The organism is Vibrio sp. TBV020, from assembly GCF_046056895.1.
In the GTDB taxonomy this organism is placed as follows: domain Bacteria; phylum Pseudomonadota; class Gammaproteobacteria; order Enterobacterales; family Vibrionaceae; genus Vibrio.
Genome location: NZ_JBEEAQ010000004.1, coordinates 108,905 through 131,584 on the forward strand (window position 1 = coordinate 108,905; position 22,680 = coordinate 131,584).

Annotated in this window: 12 protein-coding genes and 1 pseudogene; all 13 read right to left on the reverse strand. The window is 44.5% G+C overall.

Annotated features, from left to right (window positions below; translation table 11 throughout):
• Window positions 1-2: 2 nt before the first annotated feature.
• The 13 genes and pseudogenes from traI to traD all read right to left on the reverse strand — a co-directional run bounded on the left by traI (window position 3) and on the right by traD (window position 22,659).
• Window positions 3-5,798 (reverse strand): conjugative transfer relaxase/helicase TraI, encoded by a 5,796-nt coding sequence (gene traI / locus AAFX28_RS23760; RefSeq protein WP_408691026.1) that lies wholly within the window; start codon window positions 5,796-5,798, stop codon window positions 3-5.
• A gap of 103 nt (window positions 5,799-5,901) precedes the next feature.
• Window positions 5,902-6,051, reverse strand: a complete 150-nt coding sequence (locus AAFX28_RS23765) for a Hok/Gef family protein (protein ID WP_408691027.1) — start codon at window positions 6,049-6,051, stop codon at window positions 5,902-5,904.
• Between the two features lie 497 nt (window positions 6,052-6,548).
• Window positions 6,549-6,698, reverse strand: a complete 150-nt coding sequence (locus AAFX28_RS23770) for a Hok/Gef family protein (RefSeq protein ID WP_118894345.1) — start codon at window positions 6,696-6,698, stop codon at window positions 6,549-6,551.
• A 943-nt stretch (window positions 6,699-7,641) separates the two neighbouring features.
• Window positions 7,642-8,403 carry a hypothetical protein gene (locus AAFX28_RS23775; protein WP_408691028.1) on the reverse strand — a complete coding sequence of 254 codons (762 nt, stop codon included), beginning with the start codon at window positions 8,401-8,403 and terminating at the stop codon, window positions 7,642-7,644.
• 350 nt (window positions 8,404-8,753) lie between these two features.
• Window positions 8,754-13,673 carry an RHS repeat domain-containing protein gene (locus AAFX28_RS23780; RefSeq protein ID WP_408691029.1) on the reverse strand — a complete coding sequence of 1,640 codons (4,920 nt, stop codon included), beginning with the start codon at window positions 13,671-13,673 and terminating at the stop codon, window positions 8,754-8,756.
• Window positions 13,603-15,810: a SpvB/TcaC N-terminal domain-containing protein gene (locus AAFX28_RS23785; protein ID WP_408691030.1), complete on the reverse strand. Its 2,208-nt coding sequence runs from the start codon at window positions 15,808-15,810 to the stop codon at window positions 13,603-13,605. Before AAFX28_RS23785 ends, AAFX28_RS23780 begins: the two co-directional genes overlap by 71 nt.
• A complete protein-coding gene (locus AAFX28_RS23790) occupies window positions 15,807-16,334 on the reverse strand; it encodes a hypothetical protein (protein WP_408691031.1) in 528 nt (175 codons plus the stop codon). Before AAFX28_RS23790 ends, AAFX28_RS23785 begins: the two co-directional genes overlap by 4 nt.
• A gap of 17 nt (window positions 16,335-16,351) precedes the next feature.
• Window positions 16,352-17,857 (reverse strand): apolipoprotein N-acyltransferase, encoded by a 1,506-nt coding sequence (gene lnt / locus AAFX28_RS23795; protein ID WP_408691032.1) that lies wholly within the window; start codon window positions 17,855-17,857, stop codon window positions 16,352-16,354.
• Window positions 17,858-18,582: 725 nt separating this feature from the next.
• Window positions 18,583-18,855, reverse strand: coding sequence for a hypothetical protein (locus tag AAFX28_RS23800; protein WP_408691033.1), 273 nt, complete (start codon window positions 18,853-18,855; stop codon window positions 18,583-18,585).
• Window positions 18,856-19,190: 335 nt separating this feature from the next.
• The gene (locus tag AAFX28_RS23805) at window positions 19,191-19,415 is read right to left on the reverse strand and encodes a helix-turn-helix domain-containing protein (protein ID WP_408691034.1); all 225 of its coding nucleotides are present in this window, start codon (window positions 19,413-19,415) and stop codon (window positions 19,191-19,193) included.
• A gap of 147 nt (window positions 19,416-19,562) precedes the next feature.
• Window positions 19,563-20,306, reverse strand: coding sequence for an endonuclease (locus tag AAFX28_RS23810; protein WP_408691035.1), 744 nt, complete (start codon window positions 20,304-20,306; stop codon window positions 19,563-19,565).
• Between the two features lie 56 nt (window positions 20,307-20,362).
• Window positions 20,363-20,533, reverse strand: a complete 171-nt coding sequence (locus AAFX28_RS23815) for a hypothetical protein (protein ID WP_408691036.1) — start codon at window positions 20,531-20,533, stop codon at window positions 20,363-20,365.
• Window positions 20,534-20,565: 32 nt separating this feature from the next.
• Window positions 20,566-22,659, reverse strand: a pseudogene (gene traD, locus AAFX28_RS23820) (type IV conjugative transfer system coupling protein TraD).
• Window positions 22,660-22,680: the final 21 nt, after the last annotated feature.

The following is a 22,680-nucleotide window of genomic DNA, read 5'->3' on the forward strand; positions in this document are numbered from 1 at the left end:
TTTTATCGCTCTAACTCTCGGTCTAAATCCCAACCTTTATTAATGTTAGGTTCTTTATTCAAGTCAAGTTCTCTCTGTGGAGAATGCTCTTTATGGTCAAAGTGCTCTAGTTCTTTACTTTCTTGATCTTTGTGACTAGAAGAAATAATTTCTTTATGATGATTATCCGATTTTATCGGTAACTCCTCATGGTTGCTTATATCAATGTTAGCGTCCTTTTCCTTCCCTTCAAATAACTGCGCGCAATCTGTTATTTGCTTGATCATATCTTCTTCTGTAACAAAGTGAATGTTAGGGGAGGAGAACTTTTTAATGATCTTTTCCATGTTATTTGAATTGATTTCTAAGTTTTGGTTCGTCAATACAATAATGACATTTTGTCTTACCTCATCAGGGGATATGTTCTGTATATCATTTTTTTGATTAACATTGATGATGTCATATTGGCCTTGGGTATGTTCGTTAATAATGAATGATTGCTCAATTCCTGTACTGATAATAGTGGTGTTTAAATCCCGTCCTTGATTAAAGACGGTCATTTGCTTCGATTTAGTCCCTAATACCCTTGGGTTAACGTCCATATCAATATCTTTATTGGCATCATGATCAAGATAGGTAATTTCAATCGCTCGTGTTTCTCCTTTCTGGTTATGAATGTTTGCGATCATAGCTGGGTGAAACGCTTGATCTTCTGACGAGTAAACCGCGGGATGGAAACGAACGTTGTCGTTCTCTGCTTCTTTAATGCCTAGCTTATTGAGGTATTGTTCGGCTAATGTTCCCTTCAGCTCTTGGCTCTCTTGTAAATAATCTTTCGCTCGCTGTTCAAATTGAGCAACATGTTTTGGTGTCGTATTCATAAGCTTTTCGTGATCCTTGTTAATCGCAACTTGATAGTGTTCAGGATTATTTAATAGGTTATGAGCCTCGTTCATCGCCTCTTTATAGCTGAGGTCTTTATGACTCATCATTAGATTAATCAGCGAGCCTTTTTCTCCTGTTGTGTAATCTTTGAAATAACCGCGATAGTCCCCCGTTAAACTGACTTTAATGGCAGACTTACCCGTACCAAACGTTAAATAGTCTCGATCAGATTTCGATTTGTTAGGTGCGCCTAATAGGTGAGTGGTTAGGCTTTCTGTGTATTTTGGCAACTCAGAGTTAATGTGTTCTCTGAATTTGTTGTAATCAAAATCACCACTCTTGTTTTGATAACGAACGTCTTCATGAGGGAGGGCGTTGTCATTAAAATACGTGGTCGATTGAGGGGCTATTTGCTTAACGGTTTCAATCGCACTGGCTTTGTTGACCTCTTTGGATAACCAGCTCTTCATCATCTGTTTCGGGTTATCGGTGTAGAGTCTGACGTGTTCACTCGCCCTTGTTAAATCGATGTAAGCACGTCTTAGGTTAGTCAGAGCACCTTTCCCTTTGATAGAGGTAATAACGTTTTGGTACGTGGCACCTTGCGCCATATCTGCGGTTCGGGTATAGGCGTAATCCCAATGGCCATCCTTAAGTTTCTCGGGATCGATCGTGAGTGATTGTCCATTTTTGGATTGGGCAATCACGGCGTTATTGTCAGCTTGAACAATGTGGTGTACGACGTTGGCCTTAATGCCGCGACTTTTATCTGTAAAGCGGGTGATGATCTTATCGCCTGTCGATAGCGGTTTATGCGAGGCCGAAAACAGGGCAGTAAACTTATGATCGCGATGCCTTGGTAAAAACGCGCTTTCTTGTCCTGTCTCGTGGCTCTTTACCATAACCACACCATGTTCAGAATCGACTTTGGCGATGGTTCCGTATTGCCCTGGCTTGGTACTGAGTACAAGCCCTTTTTGGTACGGCATCATGGTTTTGAGCTCTTCGCCACTGGCGCCGATAGAACGAAGTCTTGGCACAATGACATTTTCTTTGCCTAACTCGTTCTTTTTTATTAAACCGTGGCGAATGTGTTCAGTGATGGCATCTCGCTCATTGTTCGTGTAAGCGATTATAAGCGTATTTTCGCGTGTTTCTAGAGTACGTGATAGGTAATCTTGTGCAACTTCATAAGGAAGCTTCTCAGTCGCGATTTGCTGCGCTTTTCGAGGGTCTTGAGGGTTATCGGTAAGTGTTGAAATCACATGTTGCGTTTTCCCTTGTCTATCAGCGCCTTGTTGACTGAGTTTGTCGAGCGCACTGTCAGGTTGTTTATCGAGAATGTTATGCACTGCACCTAACGTCGCTTTGTTGCGCTGACGAATGATGTCGGTCATTTGCTCTGAGTCGATGATCTGCGCGGTATCGATGATGCCTTTTGTCATGGCCAGCTCGAACGGCTTACCCGCATTAAGAGATAGCAATTGCTCTTTATCACCTAATAACACCGCTTTAGATTGGCTTTGTAGTACCAAGTCAGTGAGCTCCTTCGCTTGCTTGTTGCTGACCATCGAACTTTCATCCAGAAAGAATAAGGTGTTTTTATAGTCTTCTGGTGAGGTTCGGCCCTGGCGAATATCGGTGAGTAAGCTCTCCAGCGTTTGCGCTTTGACACCTTTACTTTCCAATTCCCCGACAGCTGAGTGAGTGGGGGCAAGACCAATAATTCGATCAGGTTGGTTTTTCCCCGCTTGGGCGACGTGCTCGATGAGTTCGATGTTGGTTTCGAGCATCGTGGACTTACCCGTACCGGCTAAACCTTGAATACCGACAAAACTATCGGGTGTCGTTGAAATCAAATGAATGGCATTACCTTGGCCATGAGTGAGGCGAGGGTGGTTTTCAAGGTACTGATGAACCTGTTTAGAGGTGCTGAACGGCTTATGCTGTCCTTTTCCTTTCTCGATGTTCCCGAGGATATGCTTCTCGGTTTCGATTGCTGCCTCTGTCGTCCAACGTGTACCGTCACTGTATTCGGCTGAAAGGGCGTCACTGCGTTTCGCCAACTCGGCTTCAATGTGCGCTTTGGTGATCGGACTATTGGTTTCCTCAAAGGCATAACGTACCGCCTCAATCACGAGCTCTTTTTGAGTAAATCCGGCCTCTTTTTCTGACAGGTGGTTTAGGGCGAAATTCACCGCTTTCTCTGACGCGAGCGCTTGTTGCTCTTTCGCGAGAGCACCGATAGCGTGTTCAATGTCGTGTCTGAGGGTTGGCTGCGTTGCGTCAGATAGATAGCGGTCATTGATGTTCTGAGTATGTAGAACTCGCTCGATAGATGATGGCCTCATTTCGCCTTTCTCCAACGCTTGCTGCGCTTTTTCTGGATGATCGGTGAAGATATCTAAACGACGGCTGTTTTCTGTTAGGTCATTAAGCAACTCTTTTGAGAGCGTAAAGGCTTTTCCCGACAGTAAGGTATGTTCTCTGGGCTCAAAGTGATTAGCTGAGTGAGCATAGTCATACGTGAGTGGCGCGTCTTTCAATTTATCTAGAGGGAGCGTACTTGATTGTCCTTGTTGATTGGTTAACGTTAATGAGTTTTTAGTGAAGGACGTGACAAGGTAACGGTGTCCAGCTTCGAGCTGAGAAGGAAAGTGCTTATTTGTGGCCAGAATACGTTCACCTTGTGAGATCTCAAGGGCGTCTGGTTTGTACAATTGCATGTTCATAGATTGAAACGCTTTAGATGAAGGGTCAAAAGTGCTCGCTTTACCGTCCGTTTTGCTCAAAACCTCTAGGGTGTTAGAGGCTTTATCGACACTGGCGATCACGAAGTCGTGAGGTTTTCCCTTATCCCATTGTCTGAGGGTCATACCGGATTGGTAATGCTTTGCTAATTGTTGTTGTGGCTTTGAAAGGTAATGCAGTTGCTGGGTGAAGACAGTGACACTGGTACGTGAGAGTTGACCATCGTTCTTCAAAGCGGCGCGTATCTCATTGGTTAATCGCCGTTGTTCAACTCCAGAGGTTGCCAATACTTGAGCATTGGTTTTGTCGGGCAAGTCGGCGTAAGTGAGAGCGATGTTGTGATCCTCTCGATTATGCAGTCGCACGACACTATCCGCTTGTTTGCTGTTGACCCAGGTGTGCGTCGTGACATTTCCTTTACTGTAAAGGTCGATAGCGCTGTGCGCTTTCATGCCTTGGCGGTTTGAGACACGGTTAAGTAAGATAACTTTACTGTTGCTGTTACCGGCTTTTTCACTGAGTGAGAGCAGTTCATTCGCACTCATTTTGTTTGCGTTATCGACTAAAATGATGTCCTTATTGGTCAGCGGGTGCTTAGAATCAAGTAGACCTTGTAAGGTATGACGCTGATCGTCTTGAAATAAATGCTTAACCCAAGTGGCAAAGGTGTGGCTTTCTCGGGGGATGTTTTGTTGATTATGGCGGTGGTGTTGGGTGTTTTGAGAGACAAGCTGTACTCGCTTACCACTGTGGTTGCCTGCATTAAGTAGGTTTTGCGCGATTTGCTCGGAAGAACCAAATACGTTGACCACGTGAAACTGTTTGGTTGAGCCATAAATGTCGGCCACTTTTTGGCGATTATCTTGGGTAATATTGAGACGGTTTAGGGTCGGTTCATCGATATTAGTGCGCATGTTATGAGTCCGTCCCTTAGTGATGTCCATGAGTGCTTTTTCGTTTTTCAGCATCGTTTGGGAGGTGTAGTGTCCTTTCTCAGCCAGTGGTACAAGCTGGCCGTTTTTTATCCACTCGTCGGCGACTTTCTTTAAATCAATCGCATTGGCTTGCTGTGTTCCTTTAGTAAAGTCAGAGGCCGCGACCTCAATCACTTTCTCAAGGCTCAATGAGGTTGAGTACTGCCCCAAGTGCGTCATTGCATGTGAAAACGCTTCATGGGCTTGCTGCATGGCATGGCCGCCTTTTTGAGGCATTGCTTGGCTTTGTTTGACCAAAAGGGCAGGGTCAAAACCTTCACCTTTTACGGTTTGTTGCCATTTGTGGTTTAAGGTCGCATCGCTGTGGTAAGTTTTTCTCTGTCGGGTATCAAGGGCTGCGGTGTCTCTACTTGCTTGGGTATCATGGCCAAACTCCATTACCTGTTGGTCAATTTGCTGTTTGCGTGTTGAGAACGCTTTATGTAATGACTCCGGGACGCCATCGATATCAAATTGAGCGTTACCGAGTCCTTTTGTTTGGAAACCCAATTCTTCGGATTCTCTGGCAAACTGGCTTTGGTAAAGGGCAGTGTAATACTTCTGAAAGTTATAGATGCGCTCGCCACTGCCATTGATGACGCCGCCTTTCTGTTTTAAGTTAGACGCGAGTGTACGTAAGTTGCCTTCCTGATCTCGGGTCATATTGGCAGCGAGGGCATGGGAGTGAACTTGTGGATCGTTGTTGCGACTGGTTTTATGACGAACGACCGCAAAAATCATGGACTGAGTATTGTGAAACTCGCGCTCGCCAGTTTCGTTAGTGTGCGTGGCCTGAGCTACGTCCTTCTCTAACTCTGATAGGGCAAATTTCACCGCGTTGTTGTGCGCTTCAATCAGACGTGAATCCCCACCGACCAATGCGAGTATGCTGGCGTTTTTAGGAGCAGAAAAAGTGAGGTCGAATCCACTTTTATGGTCTTCTCGCTTGCCCTTAATGGTTTCATCATTGAGTGTGCCAGAGAGGATAGTCTCTAAGGTTTTTTGTTCTACAGGTTTACCAAGCAATCCTGCTTCTTGTGCTAATTTTCCATGCCAAAAGGTGTTTTCACCTTGCTGTTTTTCCTTGAGGTAATAGTTGTCGCTAGCGTCTTTTTCGAGAGAGGTGTCCGGTAGGTCTTGGGTGTTTTCTTCGTTTAAGTAGTATTGAGCAGCGTTAGAGGGAGATCTTAAAGGGCTGATGGACATCATTGTGGTGCTTCCTTTACGGGAACCACCAAGAGTAGGGGCGCTTAGAAACCAAGTTCACAAAGAGATAAAGGAAAGGACAAGAGCAAGCTCTTGCCCTTTGACCTTATCTTACTTCGTAGGCAAGTGTGATGCTAAGGTCATTCTCTTTGTCTTTATATCGGACATCGCAGAGCGAACCTTTATAAAGCGCAGTGAGAATGACCGCCGTGATACAGACCACGACTAAGGCTGCGAGAGGCGTTTTTTTAGGCATAACTTGCCTCCTAGGAAGTAAGAGGCTATTATCAAGTTGCTATACATGGTAAAGGCCTCGTTTGAATTTATAGTTCATTCGGGGCTTTTTCATATCCATGTTTTGGCTAACGCTTCGACATGGTTATGTCTAAGCGCCCGGGAGCATTGTATCAAAATGCAGGGGGATGGCTACTCTTGGGGTATAGAGAGAGTTGCAATGAAAGCTCGGTGCGCAAGTATGGGCATCGAACTTTATAATAGTTTTGTTGACCGACCCGCCTACCCAAGACGGTTTTTTGTCTCTATATCATTTACAAAATGCGACGGGTTTTATGACGATTGGCCGGACTGAGTGTTGTGAAACAGGTGTTCACTTGTTTCGTCGGTGTTTTTAAGAGCTGATGGGGATCATAGTGGTGTTTCCTTTACGGGAGCCACCAAGAGTAGGGGGCGCTTAGAAACCAAGTTCACAAAGAGATAAAGGAAAGGACAAGAGCAAGCTCTTGCCCTTTGACCTTATCTTACTTCGTAGGCAAGTTTGATGCTTAAGTCATTTTGCTGATCTTTGTAACGGATATCGCAGAGCGAACCGGTATAAAGTGCAGTGAGAATGACCGCCGTGATGCAGACCACGACTAAGGCTGCGAGAGCCGTTTTTTTAGGCATAACTTGCCTCCTATGAAGTAAGAGGCTATTATCAAGTTGCGAAACATGATTGAGGCCTCGTTTGAATTTATAGTTCATTCGGGGCTTTTTCATATCCATGTTTTGGCTAACGCTTCGACATGGTTATGTCTAAGCGCCCGGGAGCATTGTATCAAAATGCAGGGGGATGACTACTCTTGGGGTAAGAGATATAAGATGTTTTGTTCGGGTTTGTCGGCAGACAATAAAGTTTGATCGTAAGTTAATTATCGCAACTAGTCACACACAGGTAGTCACATGAGCTAGCTCGTTATTGGACAAAAATCATTTAGAGCTGATGGTCTAAATAATCTTCCAGCCATTACTTTTCGTATTCTGACTCAACCAATACCGCACTACATGTTAAATTCAGTGATGACTAAACACGCAAAAGCAAGGCTTTAACACCTTGCTTTAATCTACTTAGCGACATCCTCCCCAATTAGCCAACACTTCAATTCTTCAATTACAAGTTTGATAGCTTCTCAAAAAGAACCTGACTAATACTTCCAACATCGCAGTAGCTGACGAGTAAGGTTACCTATACGGACGTACCGCGCAGACTCAATCTACCTTTTGTCCTGCAACTGGGCGTCATAACACGTCTCTGAACAACAACTTTGAGTAGTATGGCAAGTTATATGGGTAGGTATTCTGGTGTTTACTTATGACACGCGTATTTTAGCTTACTTCAACTATATGCCCTTGTTTCAAGAATATCGTCGTGTTCTTACGCTTGTGAAAGAGGTGTATTTCATTTTTCTGTACTTGAGTCTGTCGCCGCAATACCTCCAGAGAAAGATCTTTGCGTTTACGGTGTTCTAACCATAGCTCGATACGAAACTTCATTTCACCTATAAGTTTTACAACTAAAATTATAGCTCAAGCATTTAGCTACAATGCTTGAGCTATTGTGGAGAGGGTTTTATATATCTACTCTTACCGTTCTTTTCTGTTGAACATCCAGAGTTATTTGCCCATTGGATTGAGTTGGTATGGAGTCTTTAGTAGCAATAATATCCATCTCAAAGGTACAAGTGTCGAAACCTTGAGTTAGCTGAGCTCGAGTCTGACCGAATATCTCACTCAGGCTCTTATTATAAGAACCAGCATTGAGTAGATGCTCACCCGAGTTTATATCTGGCGATACAGTTCTGATATTGGTCTCAACACTATTTGTACAGGTTAGCGTTTCAACAACGTAAGAGTATGTATGGTCAGCTTCTGGCGCCCATGAGGCATCTATCACTTCCCCTGCAAAACTCGTCGTTAGTGTGAAAGGTAATGGAAGCTCATTCACCGTTAATGAGCTTTGAACAACACCATTTCTTAATAACTTAACTATATATTCGGATACATTTGCTGACACATCCGAGCCATAGTAGTAAACACCATCTTCTACAGACGTTTCTGCAAGAGTTAAGTTCACACTATCTACTTCCGCAACAAGTTGGTCGCTACCATTAATGGCAACGAAGTTGAACGAGGTATCTTGCACATACGCAGTAACTTCAGCATCCGACGAACTTACCGCTGATAGTGTGAAGAGCACTTGTAAATCAGATACAGCATAATCACTGCTGTAACGAGTGACATTTGAGTCTGGAGTTGAGGTGGTAGAGCCACCACCATCTCCGCCGCCACAGCCTGTGAGTAAAGCAACAATTAATATAAAATAATGTTTCATCTAATTAACTTCCCTTTCTTTCCATCAGCATAGGGCGTACTTTTCGAGCTCCAAACCAGTACGCAAGGCACATTAATGGCAGAACTGCAAGCGTTCTCCATAAGTTATTCAACCCCAACAACTGAAATAAGTACACAGTCCCCCAAACATATATAAACGAGGCAATTACACATATAGTGAAATACGGGTATTTTTCGCGCACTGGTTGTAAAGCTGAAACTAAAGACACGGCTATTATATAGGTAGCACTACACAACACACCTAATAAGTAATCCCCTTTAAAAAACAGAATACCAATACCACACCAAAGTACAGAATATATAGATACTGTATCCCACTTAGAATCTTGATTAGTCACATTTCACCACCGTATTACAACCTACCGATACCGCATCATTCACTGTTCCAACATTATCCACCGTTTCTTTAATAACCGGAGAGCCATAATATAAAGCGTCATCGACTATCCCAGCACCTTTACCCATTGGGCCAGTTATCATTCCAATAAAATTAGACCAACTAGAATCTAACCCCCATGCAGTCATCGCCATAAACCCTCCGGCAACTGGATTAAAAGCACTAACCCCAATAGACATGGTAGACACAACATTCGCACCGATGTCTGCTGTTTCTGCCGCTGTAGTTTCTAAATAATCAGACATTGGCTGTCCAGCTTCTTCGGCTAAGTAAGCATTTGCTGCATTTTTTTGGAAAGTATTTTTATCAACATACATGCGCTGCCCTCGGTACGTTACCCACCCCATATCATTGTAAAGATACACTGTAATCACACTAACAGCAGAACGCATAACCGCATCTCGGCTGTTGGCACCACTTGCGGCGGCCGCAATACCAGACACGATAATCATACCTCCAGCTTGAAGAGTCTCCGTTTGAACATTGGCATGAACAATTCCCCCACCAAGCTTACCGATAACACCACTGATAAAGCCTTGCTTGAAGCTACCACCTTGTAACTCATGGATACCACCTTGAGCTAAACCATGAGCAAGGGGTAGAGCCGCTCTTAAGCTTCCTGTTTGTGCATTGAATGGACTGCCTTCACCATGGGCAAGCCCATTGGTTATAGCTGCTGATGCACCGCCAATCACACCAGCCTCTAATGCGCTGCCAAAGTCCCCCGTGGTTATATAGTTAGTTGTAAAAGAGGTAGTGGCACCACTTGCCGCTATTTGGGCGGTTTCTCCTAAGCTCGAATAAAAACCTCCAGCACCATAAGCCATCATGACTGTACCGACGATTGCGCCAACCTTTTGAATCATCGGATTCTCAAAAGTTTGAGACCCAATAAAAATGACAAGCCCAGCTACAAACCACTCCCAGACGTGACCAGTAGGGTCATTAAATTTCACCGGGTTATTAAGCACGTAAGCATAACGGTTGTAACTCTGGCTAAAGCTTGGTTCTGGCACAAACGTATCGGCACTCAAAAAACGACCAATCACAGGGTCATACAAGCGTGCGTTCATGTTAATAAGGCCACTGCTATTACCGACATTTTCATGTCCCGTAAAGCCGCGCATTTCTGCGTTGGTAAACATTGGAGTCGCTTGCAACTCAGCAGAGGCCAGTAGCTCACCAAATGGCGTATAGCCACGCTCTATCTGCACTTGCCCATTCGGGTCTGTCACCAAATCAGCCGAGCCTAACGCATCGCGATGGAAATAAGCTGTGCGGTCAATTTGTTTTTCACTACCAATTAACGTTTTGACATGCTCAGCAACCGCTTGGTTATCAGCGAGGAAGCGGTGACGCATGGTTGTCACGGCTTTACCGCTGTTATCCGTTGATAATTCAAGCTGATACTCAGGGCTAATGTAGTAAGTCGTCACGCCATCAGAGGTTTGTTTCACACGTTCACGTTCACTGCCATACTCATATTGCACGATGTTGCCATTGTCGTTGATATATCTAGCTTTGTTAAACGAGTTCCACGCAAGTGTACGACCCCGACCTGTCAGCATGTTGCCGTTGGCATCATAGGTATATCCGTTCGTTAGCTGACCATTTGGATTAACCTCAAAATCACCTTGATCGGTTTTATACGTCAAATTGCCATAGACATCATAGCGATAGTCGCGCTCAATAGAAGAGACACTCTTGTTATCGCTGTAGTTCCACTGCGTTAGACGGTCAAAGTCATCATACTGGTAGTATTCAGATTGATTGCGTATCGCACTGACCTTACTTAAGACATTGCTGCGCTCGTCATAGGTATAATTGATATCACGCAGATAGGTATCCCCCATGCCTGTTGTAATACGCTGAACAGTGCCACGAGAGCGGTCTATATCACGCCTTGTCAACAATCCATTACCAAACAGCTCACCACCAATTCGGCCGAAGTTATCACGACTCGTCGCGACCCAAACAATTTCAGCAGTGTCATCATCAAGACGCTGATCCATGATTTCCTGAAGCTCGGCTTCTGCTACAACCAAATCATCCAATTCATCCGTAATATCTGACAAGAGGTTCGTTTGAGTTCTTGCAAGAGACGCATAATTCTGAGCTTGCGCTATCAGCTCATTCGCCCTAGTTTCTGCGTTATCAGATAACGCTTGGTAATGGTTCGCTTGGCCTTGTTTCTGGTTTGCTTGCGCACGTTGGCGATTTGCAATGGCCTGATAGTGATTGGCCCATTGGTTGTAGACTTGAGTCAAATTAATCGTTGACGATGGTCCAACAAAGCAGCCTGCTTTAAACTTACCACCGGAAGGCCAACAAAACTTGGTGTTAACCATCCATACCGGCACTCTGGCCGTAAAGTATTCCTTCCTCTTACAGTTGCCCTTCCAGTCTTTTTTCAGACAGCGGTCATACTTGTAATACGCATAGCCATTCTGCGTTTTGTAATGGCTGAAGACTCGATTGCCAAACACGCGCCAGTAATATTGGGCAGTATTGCGGTAACTCGCCGCTCGACTGGCATTAATGTTGGCACTTCTGAACAATGAGCTCGCACTCGCACTCAGCTGATTTGCTGTATTTTGATAGCTTGCGCTTTGAGCAAACAACTGCTCTGCGGCTTGGCGAAGACGTTCAGATTCTTCGATGTAAAATTGAGCGCTTTGCTCTAACTCATACGCTTGGGCCTCAAGCTCCATGATACGCTCTGAGGTTTCCATCAGCGCGGTTTCAATTTGCAAATATTGGCTATCCCAAATGTCTGAGTAGGGAATACTCATTCGCTTGAGCAGACCATTGACATCATAGTCTTTATCCAAATTCATGCCCGATGGGAATGTCACTCGGCTAAGGCGACCTTGCTCATTGTATTGATACTGAGTGGTATAACTAGAACCATCAATCGTTAATGTCATTGACTCTGTTCGACCGAGTGCATCGTATGTGTAACTGCGGTTGCTGCTATCACTGGTTGCCACATCAAGGCCACCTTTCAAGACTTGGTCATATTGCCACTGGTTTGTTCCATCAGGTCTTGTCTCACCTATTTTTCGGCCAAGAGCGTCATAAGTAAAGGTGGTACGTTGCCCTTTAGCATCTTGTTGCCAAACAAGCTCTCCCCAAGCATTGTGTCCGTAGGTCCACACACCCATCGCAGGGTCGTTCATTTGAGTTTTATAGCCTAGCTGGTTATAAGTCAGCTCCGTCACTAAACCATTGGTATCGGTTTTTGTTAAGTTACCTACAGCGTCGTAGGTATAGCGAACCGTCGATTGCCCATTTTCAGTAATTTGAACTGTCTGACCTACGCCATTGGTTTGTTCTATCTTTTCAAACTGACCGGGACCGCTTATCGTCGCCGTTAGACCTTGGTAAGACGTTGTAGAAACTAAGTCACCGACGTCTTCCGTTGGCTGGGTTCGCCTAATTGGGCGACCTAAATCATCATAGGCGGTTTGCAACCAGAAGGTCGCATCCCCAGCGAAGTAGCCCTCAAAATAAGGCACGGTCTCGCCCACTCTTTGCCCCTTGGCATCATAAGCGATATCGACAATGACCGTTTTACCCTCGCCATTAAGTTGCGTAGTACGAACTTCACGGCCAAGCCCATCAAAATACGTTGTCGACAAACCTCCTTGCGAAGTTTGTGTTGTGACCATAAAGACACTGCGGTCACCGAGGGTGAGTCCATGCTGGTCAAGTCCTGCGTCAGCACCATCACTCCACTCATACACTTGCGCAATCCAGTTACCGTCTGGGAGGGTTTTCTTGATTTCACGACAATAATCGTCGTACTCAAAACGTGTCACCAATCCGTTCGCATCCGTGACACTTTGCGGCAAACCACATTGATTGTCATAAGTGGTGGTCACGCCGTGACCGAGGGCATTGGTGTGCTGAGTGACTCGCCCATACACATCATAAGCTGTACTCGATTGTCGGGTTTCACCACTGCCCGTTGTTTGCTCTGAGGTTCGAAACCCTTTAGGACTGTAACCAAAGAGCGTGGTTAACGACAGGGCGTGTCCAGGCTCTAACGTTTGTTCTACCAAGGCGCCCGTTTCAAAATCATAAGAGAAAGAGGTGCGCCTTACTTGAGAATCGTGACTGTTCGATTTAGTGACACTGACATCCGTTGGTTTACCAATCAGCCAACGTTGAGTGTCGTGTTGATAGCGTGTTGTCGTGGCTTCAATGAATTGCCCTCCATTACCATCTTCAATCACTTTGGTAATCGTATCTGGGAAGTTAAGTGCATCATAACCACGATATTGCGTCGTCGTATCGGTTAACAGGTTCGAGGATAAATCCCACGCCTTCTGGTTGGTTTCCAGCAATTGAGGCCACGACTGACCAGACACAGGGGCATTGACATCTTGATAGATAAAATTGCTCTCTGCTACTTTGCGATGGTTACTACGAGTTTCAGTTTTGGCGATATAAGGCACCCAGTCGCTGTGGTAGGCAGTCGTGCTAATCGATGTCGTTTTGCGCTCAACATCATGAGTCTGAATTTCACCAAACCCAAGTAGCCCTTTATCCTTATGTGCGTGGTAACCTTTGTAAAGGTATTCGGTTCGATTGATGCCTCCAATACCATTGTCTTGCTTAAGCGCTTTCACTACCTTGAAGTTTGGCGTTAAACCGATGAGCCCTTGCGGCGGCGCTGCTTTTTCGAACACCGAAGCGTCACCCGTCATGCCATACTCGAACTCACTTTTTATCCCTAAGCCAGATGTCACAGATTTAAGTAGTGCTAACGGCTCAAACTCATAAGACAAACACGTTAAGCCATCGATAGAGCGGTAACAGTCGCCAAGTAGTCCATCGCCATTCGCCATCCACACCTTTCTTGAAAGGACCATAGACGTTATTCACGCCAAGCGAATAGATGGTTGTCTTGATACCAAACAATTTTTTAATGCGGTTACCCGAAAAGGTCATTTGGTCTTCAAGCTTCTCTAAATCGGCATTGATGGTGGCGAGAAGTTCAGGCTCGTTGAAACTATTACCATTTCCGTAAGCACAATAAACACGCTCTCCAGCGATGTAACATAAATCGGCTAACCCATCGCTGTTTCTATCAGACAGCATGATAGAGCCTTCCACTTGGGCGACATTATTTTCTCTATCGTTAGAGATTTCAAAGTGGTCTCGTCCAAGGGCTAAGCGTATTGTGGCAGTCTCAAAACCTTTGCCTGTATTTTGATGACAGACATAGTTATTCCCGCTTCGATAACACAACTCTGGTAAACCATCACCACTAATATCCACCAAGTTCATGGTGCGCTGAAGCTGTTCAACCGTTTTTACATCTCGTTCATGAGTATCATTAGTCGGGGAGTGAGTCGACGTATTTTTGAGTCCAATGGGTAAGTTGCTTGCCCAGCGCTCTGGCGCTTCAAATGACAGGTTCCCTTCCGATTTCTTTCCTAATGAACAATAAAAGTGCCCATCCAGCCTTACTCCACAAAGGTCAGCAAAGCCGTCCTTGTTAATGTCAATAAATTGATTTTGAGGCATTTTAACTGAGTCAAAATCAATATCGGTATAGCTTAAAGAAATGGACTTGTACGTTTTTTTCAATGGGTAGCCATGATTAAGCAGTACATAGTCTGATGACAGGCCACTTCCGGTATTGTTCGCACACACCACACGGTTAGATTCAACGCGGCAAACATCCACCAATCCATCATTGTTGGCATCCAGTAAGCGCACTGCTTTATCAATCGTATAATTTCGGCTCCAATAACGCCCAGAATCAAACGAGCGTCCATTGCGGTTAAGTGAGCAGAAAAAGCCCGTTTCATTGAATGCACAAACATCCTGAAAACTATCATCATTGATATCCATTAGACTGATGGAAGCATAGTTCTCTGCTTCTTCCCATGCACTACCTTGGAAATCATTACTCCATTTCACCGCACGGCCATAACGGCCATTACCTTCATTAAGGCCACAGTAGAGACCGTCTGTTAAGTAACAGATATCACTCAAACCATCTCGATTGATGTCGCCAGCCACAAAACCTTTAAACTCACCGAGGCGGTAGAGCGTTTTTTGCTCTGGCTCACTACCGGCATAAGGGTTACTCTCCCATTCAAAGGTATGAGCCGGCATACAGTCCCCACCCGAGCCACACACCCGCACGCTATTTAAACGCGTCAGTTCAATGCCTTGAGAGTTCACTTCACCATAGGTGAATTCAACGCGGCGAAGCGCATTACCACTGCGGTTAATTTGAATATTATCGAGCTTTTGTGCCAAAGTTTGTTTCTGACCAAACCGATAGGAAGAAAGAACATCAGGGCGGTTGACGTAATTAAAGTTAAGGCTTACGTCTGCGTATTGGATTTCATCAAGATAATGTTGACCTTGGTGAATGCGGTAACGATAGTCGATACCATTATCAAATCGGTCAGATTGCTGAGAAATAAACCATTCTAGCCCATGACCATCAACCGTAAGTTGTGCGTCCTCTCTTGAGCCATATCGGGTCACATAGCCATCCGCGGAGTAAATCGTCCAACTATCAGGACCTGAAGACAGACTACCGTTTGCGACTACCTTGGTTTGCCACCCCCCCTTAGTGCGGTATTCACTGCCATTTTGGCCAAGCTGCCCCGAGACTAGGAAAAGCCTTTTACCATCTAAACAGTAAACATCGGTATCATCAAAACGGAGCCCACTATTGATACCATCATCTTGTTCGTTTCGGCTACAGCGAGTGATGCTAGATAAGCCATCCAAGCTTACCCCTAAGCCTAGTGGCCCATTGCCTGAGCCCTGTTGGTAACTGACAGACAACGAAGGAACAAGCTCATTGACGCCACTTGGTAACTGTAAGTCAACTTGATAGCCTGATTTTCCTTGAGAAACAAACGCACTTCCACTGAGTTCCCCCACAGAAGCAGAAAGAGAAGGGAAGGAGAAACAAGAGAGCGCAACGACACATAATCTCGATTTAATTCTCATCATAACGACTCCTTGTTGTTACCCAAATTGTTAAATCGTTGTTCGATATCGATAAGATCGTCTTCAACCTCAACCACTTGCTTTTCAATTGCTTGAACTTGAGTCGACGGCGTATCAGGAGTCAGTAGTACGGGGTCGTAGGTGAATACAATGCCCTCTTGCTCAAGCTCTGACAGAATCATGCTCGCTTTTGCTAGTACCAATTCAGGAGACTCTTCTTCAGATTGAGCTATCACCGTCTCTTCATCTAACTGACGTTTAGCATCAACAATATCTTGGTTAAACGTATCCAGCTCTGCCAGCATCTGAGCTTCAATGCGCTCGCTTTGAGACTCAAACTCATGGCTCGACTCAGTGAGCGCCATGGTCGATGAGTCTGAGGGACTCCTCATATCTGGAGAAGAAGAGCTTGCGACAGGCGTGCCTATTCTCTGAGTATGGTCCGATTTATCGTAGTTAAGGGCAACGATACCAATGCCGACAACAAGAGCAAAACCTGCCCCTATCGTGAACCAACGTTTAACCATGACGTATCCTTGTTTCGTTATTTTGCGCTAAAGAGGTGCTTATTATTGATAGAGCGAACGTTTGTTTGCCCAATCTGATTAAGTGCATGCAGTGACAGCAATACACCGACTGATAGCCACAATAGCCATTGGTGTCCGTACTGCGTGTAAAGGGTTTGGCCCGCCTGAAGTGGTACAACGACATCCAACACCTGCGTTCTTTGATTCGTAACTTGAGAAAGCACATCGCCATTAGGTGCAATAAGCGAAGTAAAACCTTGATTGGTCGGATAAATAATCGACTTTCCAACTTCAGCCGCTCTCACCTGCGTCAATTTGAGTAGAAACTGTTTTACCCAAGGAGTTTGTGTCCATTCCACATCACTCAGTAAAATAGCAACATTACCGGACTGTAATTTAGAGGCGAACACGTCGGAATAGAGCGCCTCGTAACATACGGCTAACACGGCTTTGAGCGGCCCAATATTATGGACATTGCTCGTATTGGGGACGACTTGAATATCGCCACCTCTAGACAACGTCACGCGCTCCATCCAATCAATGAACCAAGCGGGGCGATACTCGCCAAAAGGCACCAAACGCTGCTTATAGTAAATAGGGGCAAGCTCATCGTTTCGGTAAATCACGTTTTGCAAATGTTGGCCATTTCTCGCTTGTCCACCCCAAACCACTACCACGTGTTTATCGTCAAGCTTTTGTAGACTATCCTGAACAAAAGGGGCAATTTCTCGATACGGCATGGACATCGAAGATTCAGGCCATACGACAATGTCGGCCCTTGGTGCTTGCAACGAAAGTGATGCATATCTCTGAACGCGTTCAATGACCTCATTTTTTGACAGCTTGTGTGTACCGCTGAAATTTCCATGAATGAGTCGAACCTTCGCCTGCTCAGATGTGAGGTAGAAGTTATTGACCGCTTCAATCCCTTTGTCGAAAGCAACGATAGTTAAAATACTTACTGCTAATAAACTTAAAGAACGGAGCGGTGGCGTTCGATTAATCAAAACGTAAACCAGCAAACTCGCCACGACATAAACTAAAAAGCTGCCTCCAAAAGCTCCGATAACACTGAGCCAACCCGACAAGCCGACATCTAGGAATAGGAAGCCGGGGTGTAACCATGAAAAAGAAAAGCTGGTGAGTTCGCGTACTATATCGATAGAAACCACAACGAAAGGGAGTGCCACTAATGTGCTGCTACGCGAAAGTGTTAGGGTCAAGAGAGGAACAATCAAAAAACTCAGTGATAATATGAAGATAAGTAGTGGCCAAAGACCCCAACGTATCCAACTGGCGTCACCGTACTCATCAGCGAGATAACCATTCACCCAAAACAGAGATGTAATGTAATACCCAAGTCCAAATAACATCCATAAGGCGAATCGAGCGCCTTTTGTTTTGAGCTGAATATGCACATAGAAAAGAACGGCAAAACTAATCAGTGCCATCCCTAAACTTATCAAATCAAAGCGATAAGACATTGCATGAGCAACACCTGCGACTATCCCTAACCACCACATACATCATTCTTTTTAATAATATAACCACAACAATTGGGTGGCATTATTAACATATGCAACAGATGATTTAGAGTGCGTTTTTTAATCAAAACCAAGAAAGGGAATTAGTGTCTCACTTTTAAGAATTTAACTCACTACTAAATTAGAATAGCCTAATTTTATTAAATCCCCCGTCCAACAATGCATACAACTCGTTAGCATCAGAAATTTTAATGAAACACATAGCCTTACTGTCAAGTTAAAACTCTAAAGTAATATCTTTGAAAAATTGCGCAATTTCAAAGCAAAAATTTTCTTGATTATTCTATCAGGATTGCTTTGGGAATTTTTCAGCGTATGCAAGAAAGAAATATGAGGCAGAGTAGATCTGACTCTAGTTGACTAAGTTCCCATTAGGCGAAATTTTCAAAAAGCGTTACTGAAGGTTGAAAGTATAAACCTGTCCGAAGACAACCAAGCTTTGGCAATAAACGTTTAGATTATTAGCATTAAGTGACTTCTACCCGAAGCGGCCTTAGTAACATAAAAAATCACTTTTACTGCATCAGTCCTATTGTCGTCACATGAGCTCCATTTGGGCAAATTATGGTAATTCGCGAGCGATAGCATTTATGTCTGAAACTAGTAATGGGGCAAAGACGTGTTTGCTATAGTCGGTTCACATAACCTCTGCCGAGTGAACTAGCAGAGAATAAGTGACAAACTATATTGTCTTCCGACAGGGTTTAGTGTTGTTGCCGAACTAAAAACTTCATGACATAACGGGCCGCCTTTCTGAGTATGAGCTCATGAAAGTGGATTGATAATTCCATATCGGTCAGGACGATGAGCAACAGGATGTCAGCTTCAGACAGACCATTGACTAAGTACCATTCAAATTCCCAGGATTCTTTTTCAAGAACCGCATTGGTCATCATCGAGTAAAGCTCATGTAGACAAGGCTCACAATCAAATTTTGCCCGGTGGATTAAGGTTAAAAGTGTGGCTTTCGTTTCCATATGACTACCTTAGAATATAAGGTGTCAGTAAATGGTTGGTTTTCGAGTGATAAATTGTGATATGTGTTTTAATTTATCATGCTCAAGCGGCTGGTATCTGCAATTACTGAGATGAGTGGCCTTGAAAACCTTTGGCTAAAAATTTTGCAGTATTCTTGCGCTTTGTAAGCACCTTCATTTCATCCACTTGCATTTTCGTTCTGCGTCGCATCGCTTCTTTCGAGCTATTGTGGTTTGTGCGTTTTTCTAACCATGATTCAATGTGAAATTGCATCTCAGAGGATGTGTTTTTCGATGAGGTCATGTCAGGTCGTTTTTTCCCATAATGACGAATCTTAGCGGTTGGTATAGATTTTACGTAAGGTACAGCGGCTAATACCGAGGATTCGGGCGGCTTGCGCTTGATTCCCTCGGGTATGTAGTAACATGGTCTCAACAATCGCGTATTTAATCTCTGGAATTAAATGGCTAATATCAGGTTTCGCGTACTTCGTATCGGCCAGATCTAGTTCCTGTTTAACACACTGAATGACTTCTTGTGGTGATATCAACTTCGTCACTTTTTCTTATCCTATGATTGCTGATTTTATACTGTCTTGGCGTGTACCTAAGCATTCTTTGAACCTTCAAATACTGGAAAGTTCCGGTAACACTTGTCGATAATGCTCTTTAATGCCGGAAGACTAAAGAGCATCGATAGGAACGGGCTAATTACAACGAGTTGCAAGGATCGGGTTGGTATTGCCTTGTTGTTTTTCTATTCGTTGAGCTCGCTGACATTCTACTTTAGTCACGGGGTATTGCTTGTCCCAAGCTTGCATTAATTGCCTTTGTGCTTTGCTCATTGAATATCGTGGATAGACCGCTTCAAAATATAAGTAAGTGCGAGCAATCTGGCCTCGCGCTTGTTCAGGGGGCTGCACTTTTCGGTTATCGATTCGCACATCACACTGACCAAAGTCAGACGCTGCATGAGGCAGCATCGTGAAATTGTAGTTCTGCCTTGAGGCGTTCACACTACCGATAGCCGGTACAAGGTTATACAAATCGGATTGCATCAAGCGGTACTCGGTGTTGACCTTTTCTGCGCATTTGCGGCCTTTAAACGCTTTTCCTTTGTTATCGATGCATTGCGGGTGTCCTTCGCGCCATTCAATAAAGGTTCGCCCAAAGTTTTCTGCCGGAACGACATGCTCGGCTTCCCAACGCTTTAATCGATTTTTGTATTTGTTGGTCTTGAAACCAGTAGGGAGTATCAACTGCTTTTTCGAGTTAAACGTGGCGCCGCAGTAGAGTGTTTTACGCTGCTCTGTTGTGGTATAGATTTGCTTTTGCATGATCTTCTTAGCAGTACTAAACGAGGCTATGGTGGTATTTCCAGTTGGTTGCGCGATAACCGAGCCGGATATGAGTACCAATAACCCAATGCTCAGCTTATTAACTATCAACATGTTGTTTTCCTTTATCTTAAAAGTTTAATAGTCACAGTTTTTGGGGCGCTAAAGGGTTACTCTCCCCAAAGGGCATCCCACTCTTGTTTCTCTTCTATCGCTTCAATGCGATCTCGAACTCTTTTCAATTCGCTTTGTTCTTTTGTGGGCTTTCCAGTGGAGTAGTTATGGTTAGACTGATCTTTGATAGGGATTTGAAAGGGATGGCGGCTTTGAGTGTCTTTCATTGTCTTATCCTCATGATTGGGTACGAACTTCATCAATCGCACATATCACTCATCTCAACCTCTTGAGTAATTGCGGCTTCGTCGATATTACGTTGAGCCTCCTCTTGATAGGCTTGCTCTTGTTTAAGTTTTGGGTCTTGATTGGTCAGCTCGCTCACTGTCTCGCTTTTTATCGCCTGCTGAATCTGATCGGTTTCTGCTTTCATCTGCGCTTCGTTTTCAAAGTTCGCCTCTTGGGCGTCCGTTAGCTTACGGCGATCTTCTTCATTCAAATACAGTCCAGGCGCCACGCATTCATGGTAAATTGCCTGTTCATATACTTTGTTCATTGCGGGTGAAAGTACAATAGAGCGTTTATCAAACGATGGACAGATATCACGCATTTTGTCGAATTCCAGATCGAGCCTAGTGATGAGATCAATGCCAGGCGAACGTAGATAACATTGCAGGTCATCTAGGGCTTGGATTTCGCTAGCAGACACGACAGGGCGTGTAATGGTTTGGTGGCCGAGAGAGACACCGTCACGCAAGGTATTTGCGCCGTAAGAAACATTTTCTTTTGACACATCGACTTCTTGTTCACCTAAGTCTTTAGCAGAGATACGCGCCATAGGCTCAGAAGGAGCTCGAAAGAAGAAGCGCGTGTTAAGTAAATCGAACATTTCTTCAGCGGCATTTTTTCCGTATGTTTTGACAAGCTGCGCATACGACTGAATACCAATTAGATAGCATCCCCCGAACTTACGAACCTCGGCAATGATAGAGCCAAGTTCCGGCAACTTATGCAAGCTTGGCATTTCATCCATAATGACCCAGATACGGCGATCTTCGTCTTCTTTAAGTCCTAATATGGCATTGGAAGCAATAGCTAACCACATCTATATCAGTGGTCTTAGTGAAGCATGTTGCTGCGCATTACTGGAGAGAAACAAAAAGCTTTTTTGGTTATCGTCTTGAACCCAATTTGTGATTGAGAACTTTTGTCTGAGCTTATCAGGGCGCTCTTCGTTATTCAGGCCATCCAAAAAGCGCAGGCTTTTAATGTAAGTGGCCAATACCGATTTAATGGAAATCGCGGTTTTCTTAATGTCCTTTGAGACAAGGGAAGCGGACTCAGTACCTTCTAAGAAGTTGCCAAGTGTTTCTAGCTCAGAAGTTAAGATCAAACTGAGCAATCGCTCAGTGGTACAAGGCTTGTCATCTTGACTCATGCGATAAGCGGTAGAGGAAAAAATGGTGCGCGCTGAATCGACCCAGAATGGGTCGCCTTCACCATGTTGAGGGATCAATGCGGCGGCCATGTTTTCAAAATCCGATGCCTCGATCGCATCGCTCCATACATCCCAGTTAGCACAGCGTTTATCAAAGGGGTTGAGCAGAATGTCGGTTGTAGGGTTGTAGAATTTACCAATAAAGGTGCATCCCTTATCGTAGATGATAGCTTTATCACCTCGGGCGCGTATCCAACGCACCAATTTACGGATCATGATGGACTTTCCCGCACCTGTAGTGCCATCAATGAGCAAGTGCTGAACTTCGAAATACTGTTTCAAAAGTGCATGACCATCAATCTTAAAACTGGAGATAGAGCCATCCCCATACCCTCGTTTCTTTTTGGCTTTTGCTCGTGCTTTGAGCTCTTTGGTGATGGCTTCTGGCGGGGCTAAGCGAAAGCCTCGGATATGAAAATCTTCACTCTGTTTTTCGCCTTGCTCTTTGAAAAAGCGTAAGGCGATCATGAAGATGGCCATACCTATCACTAAAGCAATCAGAAAGTAGATTTGAAGGTTGTGCCAAATAGTGGCGTGAATATCGAGAAGGACAGAGTTTTGCAGTTGAGAGGTAAGGGTATCGGTGTAGCGTTGTCCTTCCCATATTGTGGTGACGGTACTATCGAGCGGCTTACCTAGCTTTGCGTACATAACATTACGTAAGTAATAGAACTCGCCCCAGAAAGCATTAGGAGGGGAATTTAGGTAAGTGAGTAACAAAGTTAGAGCAACGACTCCCCATCCGATGAATTTCACAAGCTTATTATTTACTTGGAAGAACATGGTAATGGCGTGAAAGGTGACTTGCCCTCCACGAGTAAAGTGGTTGCTTTTCTTGCGGGTAGGTGTGTGCATAAATGCTCCTATAGGGCAAAA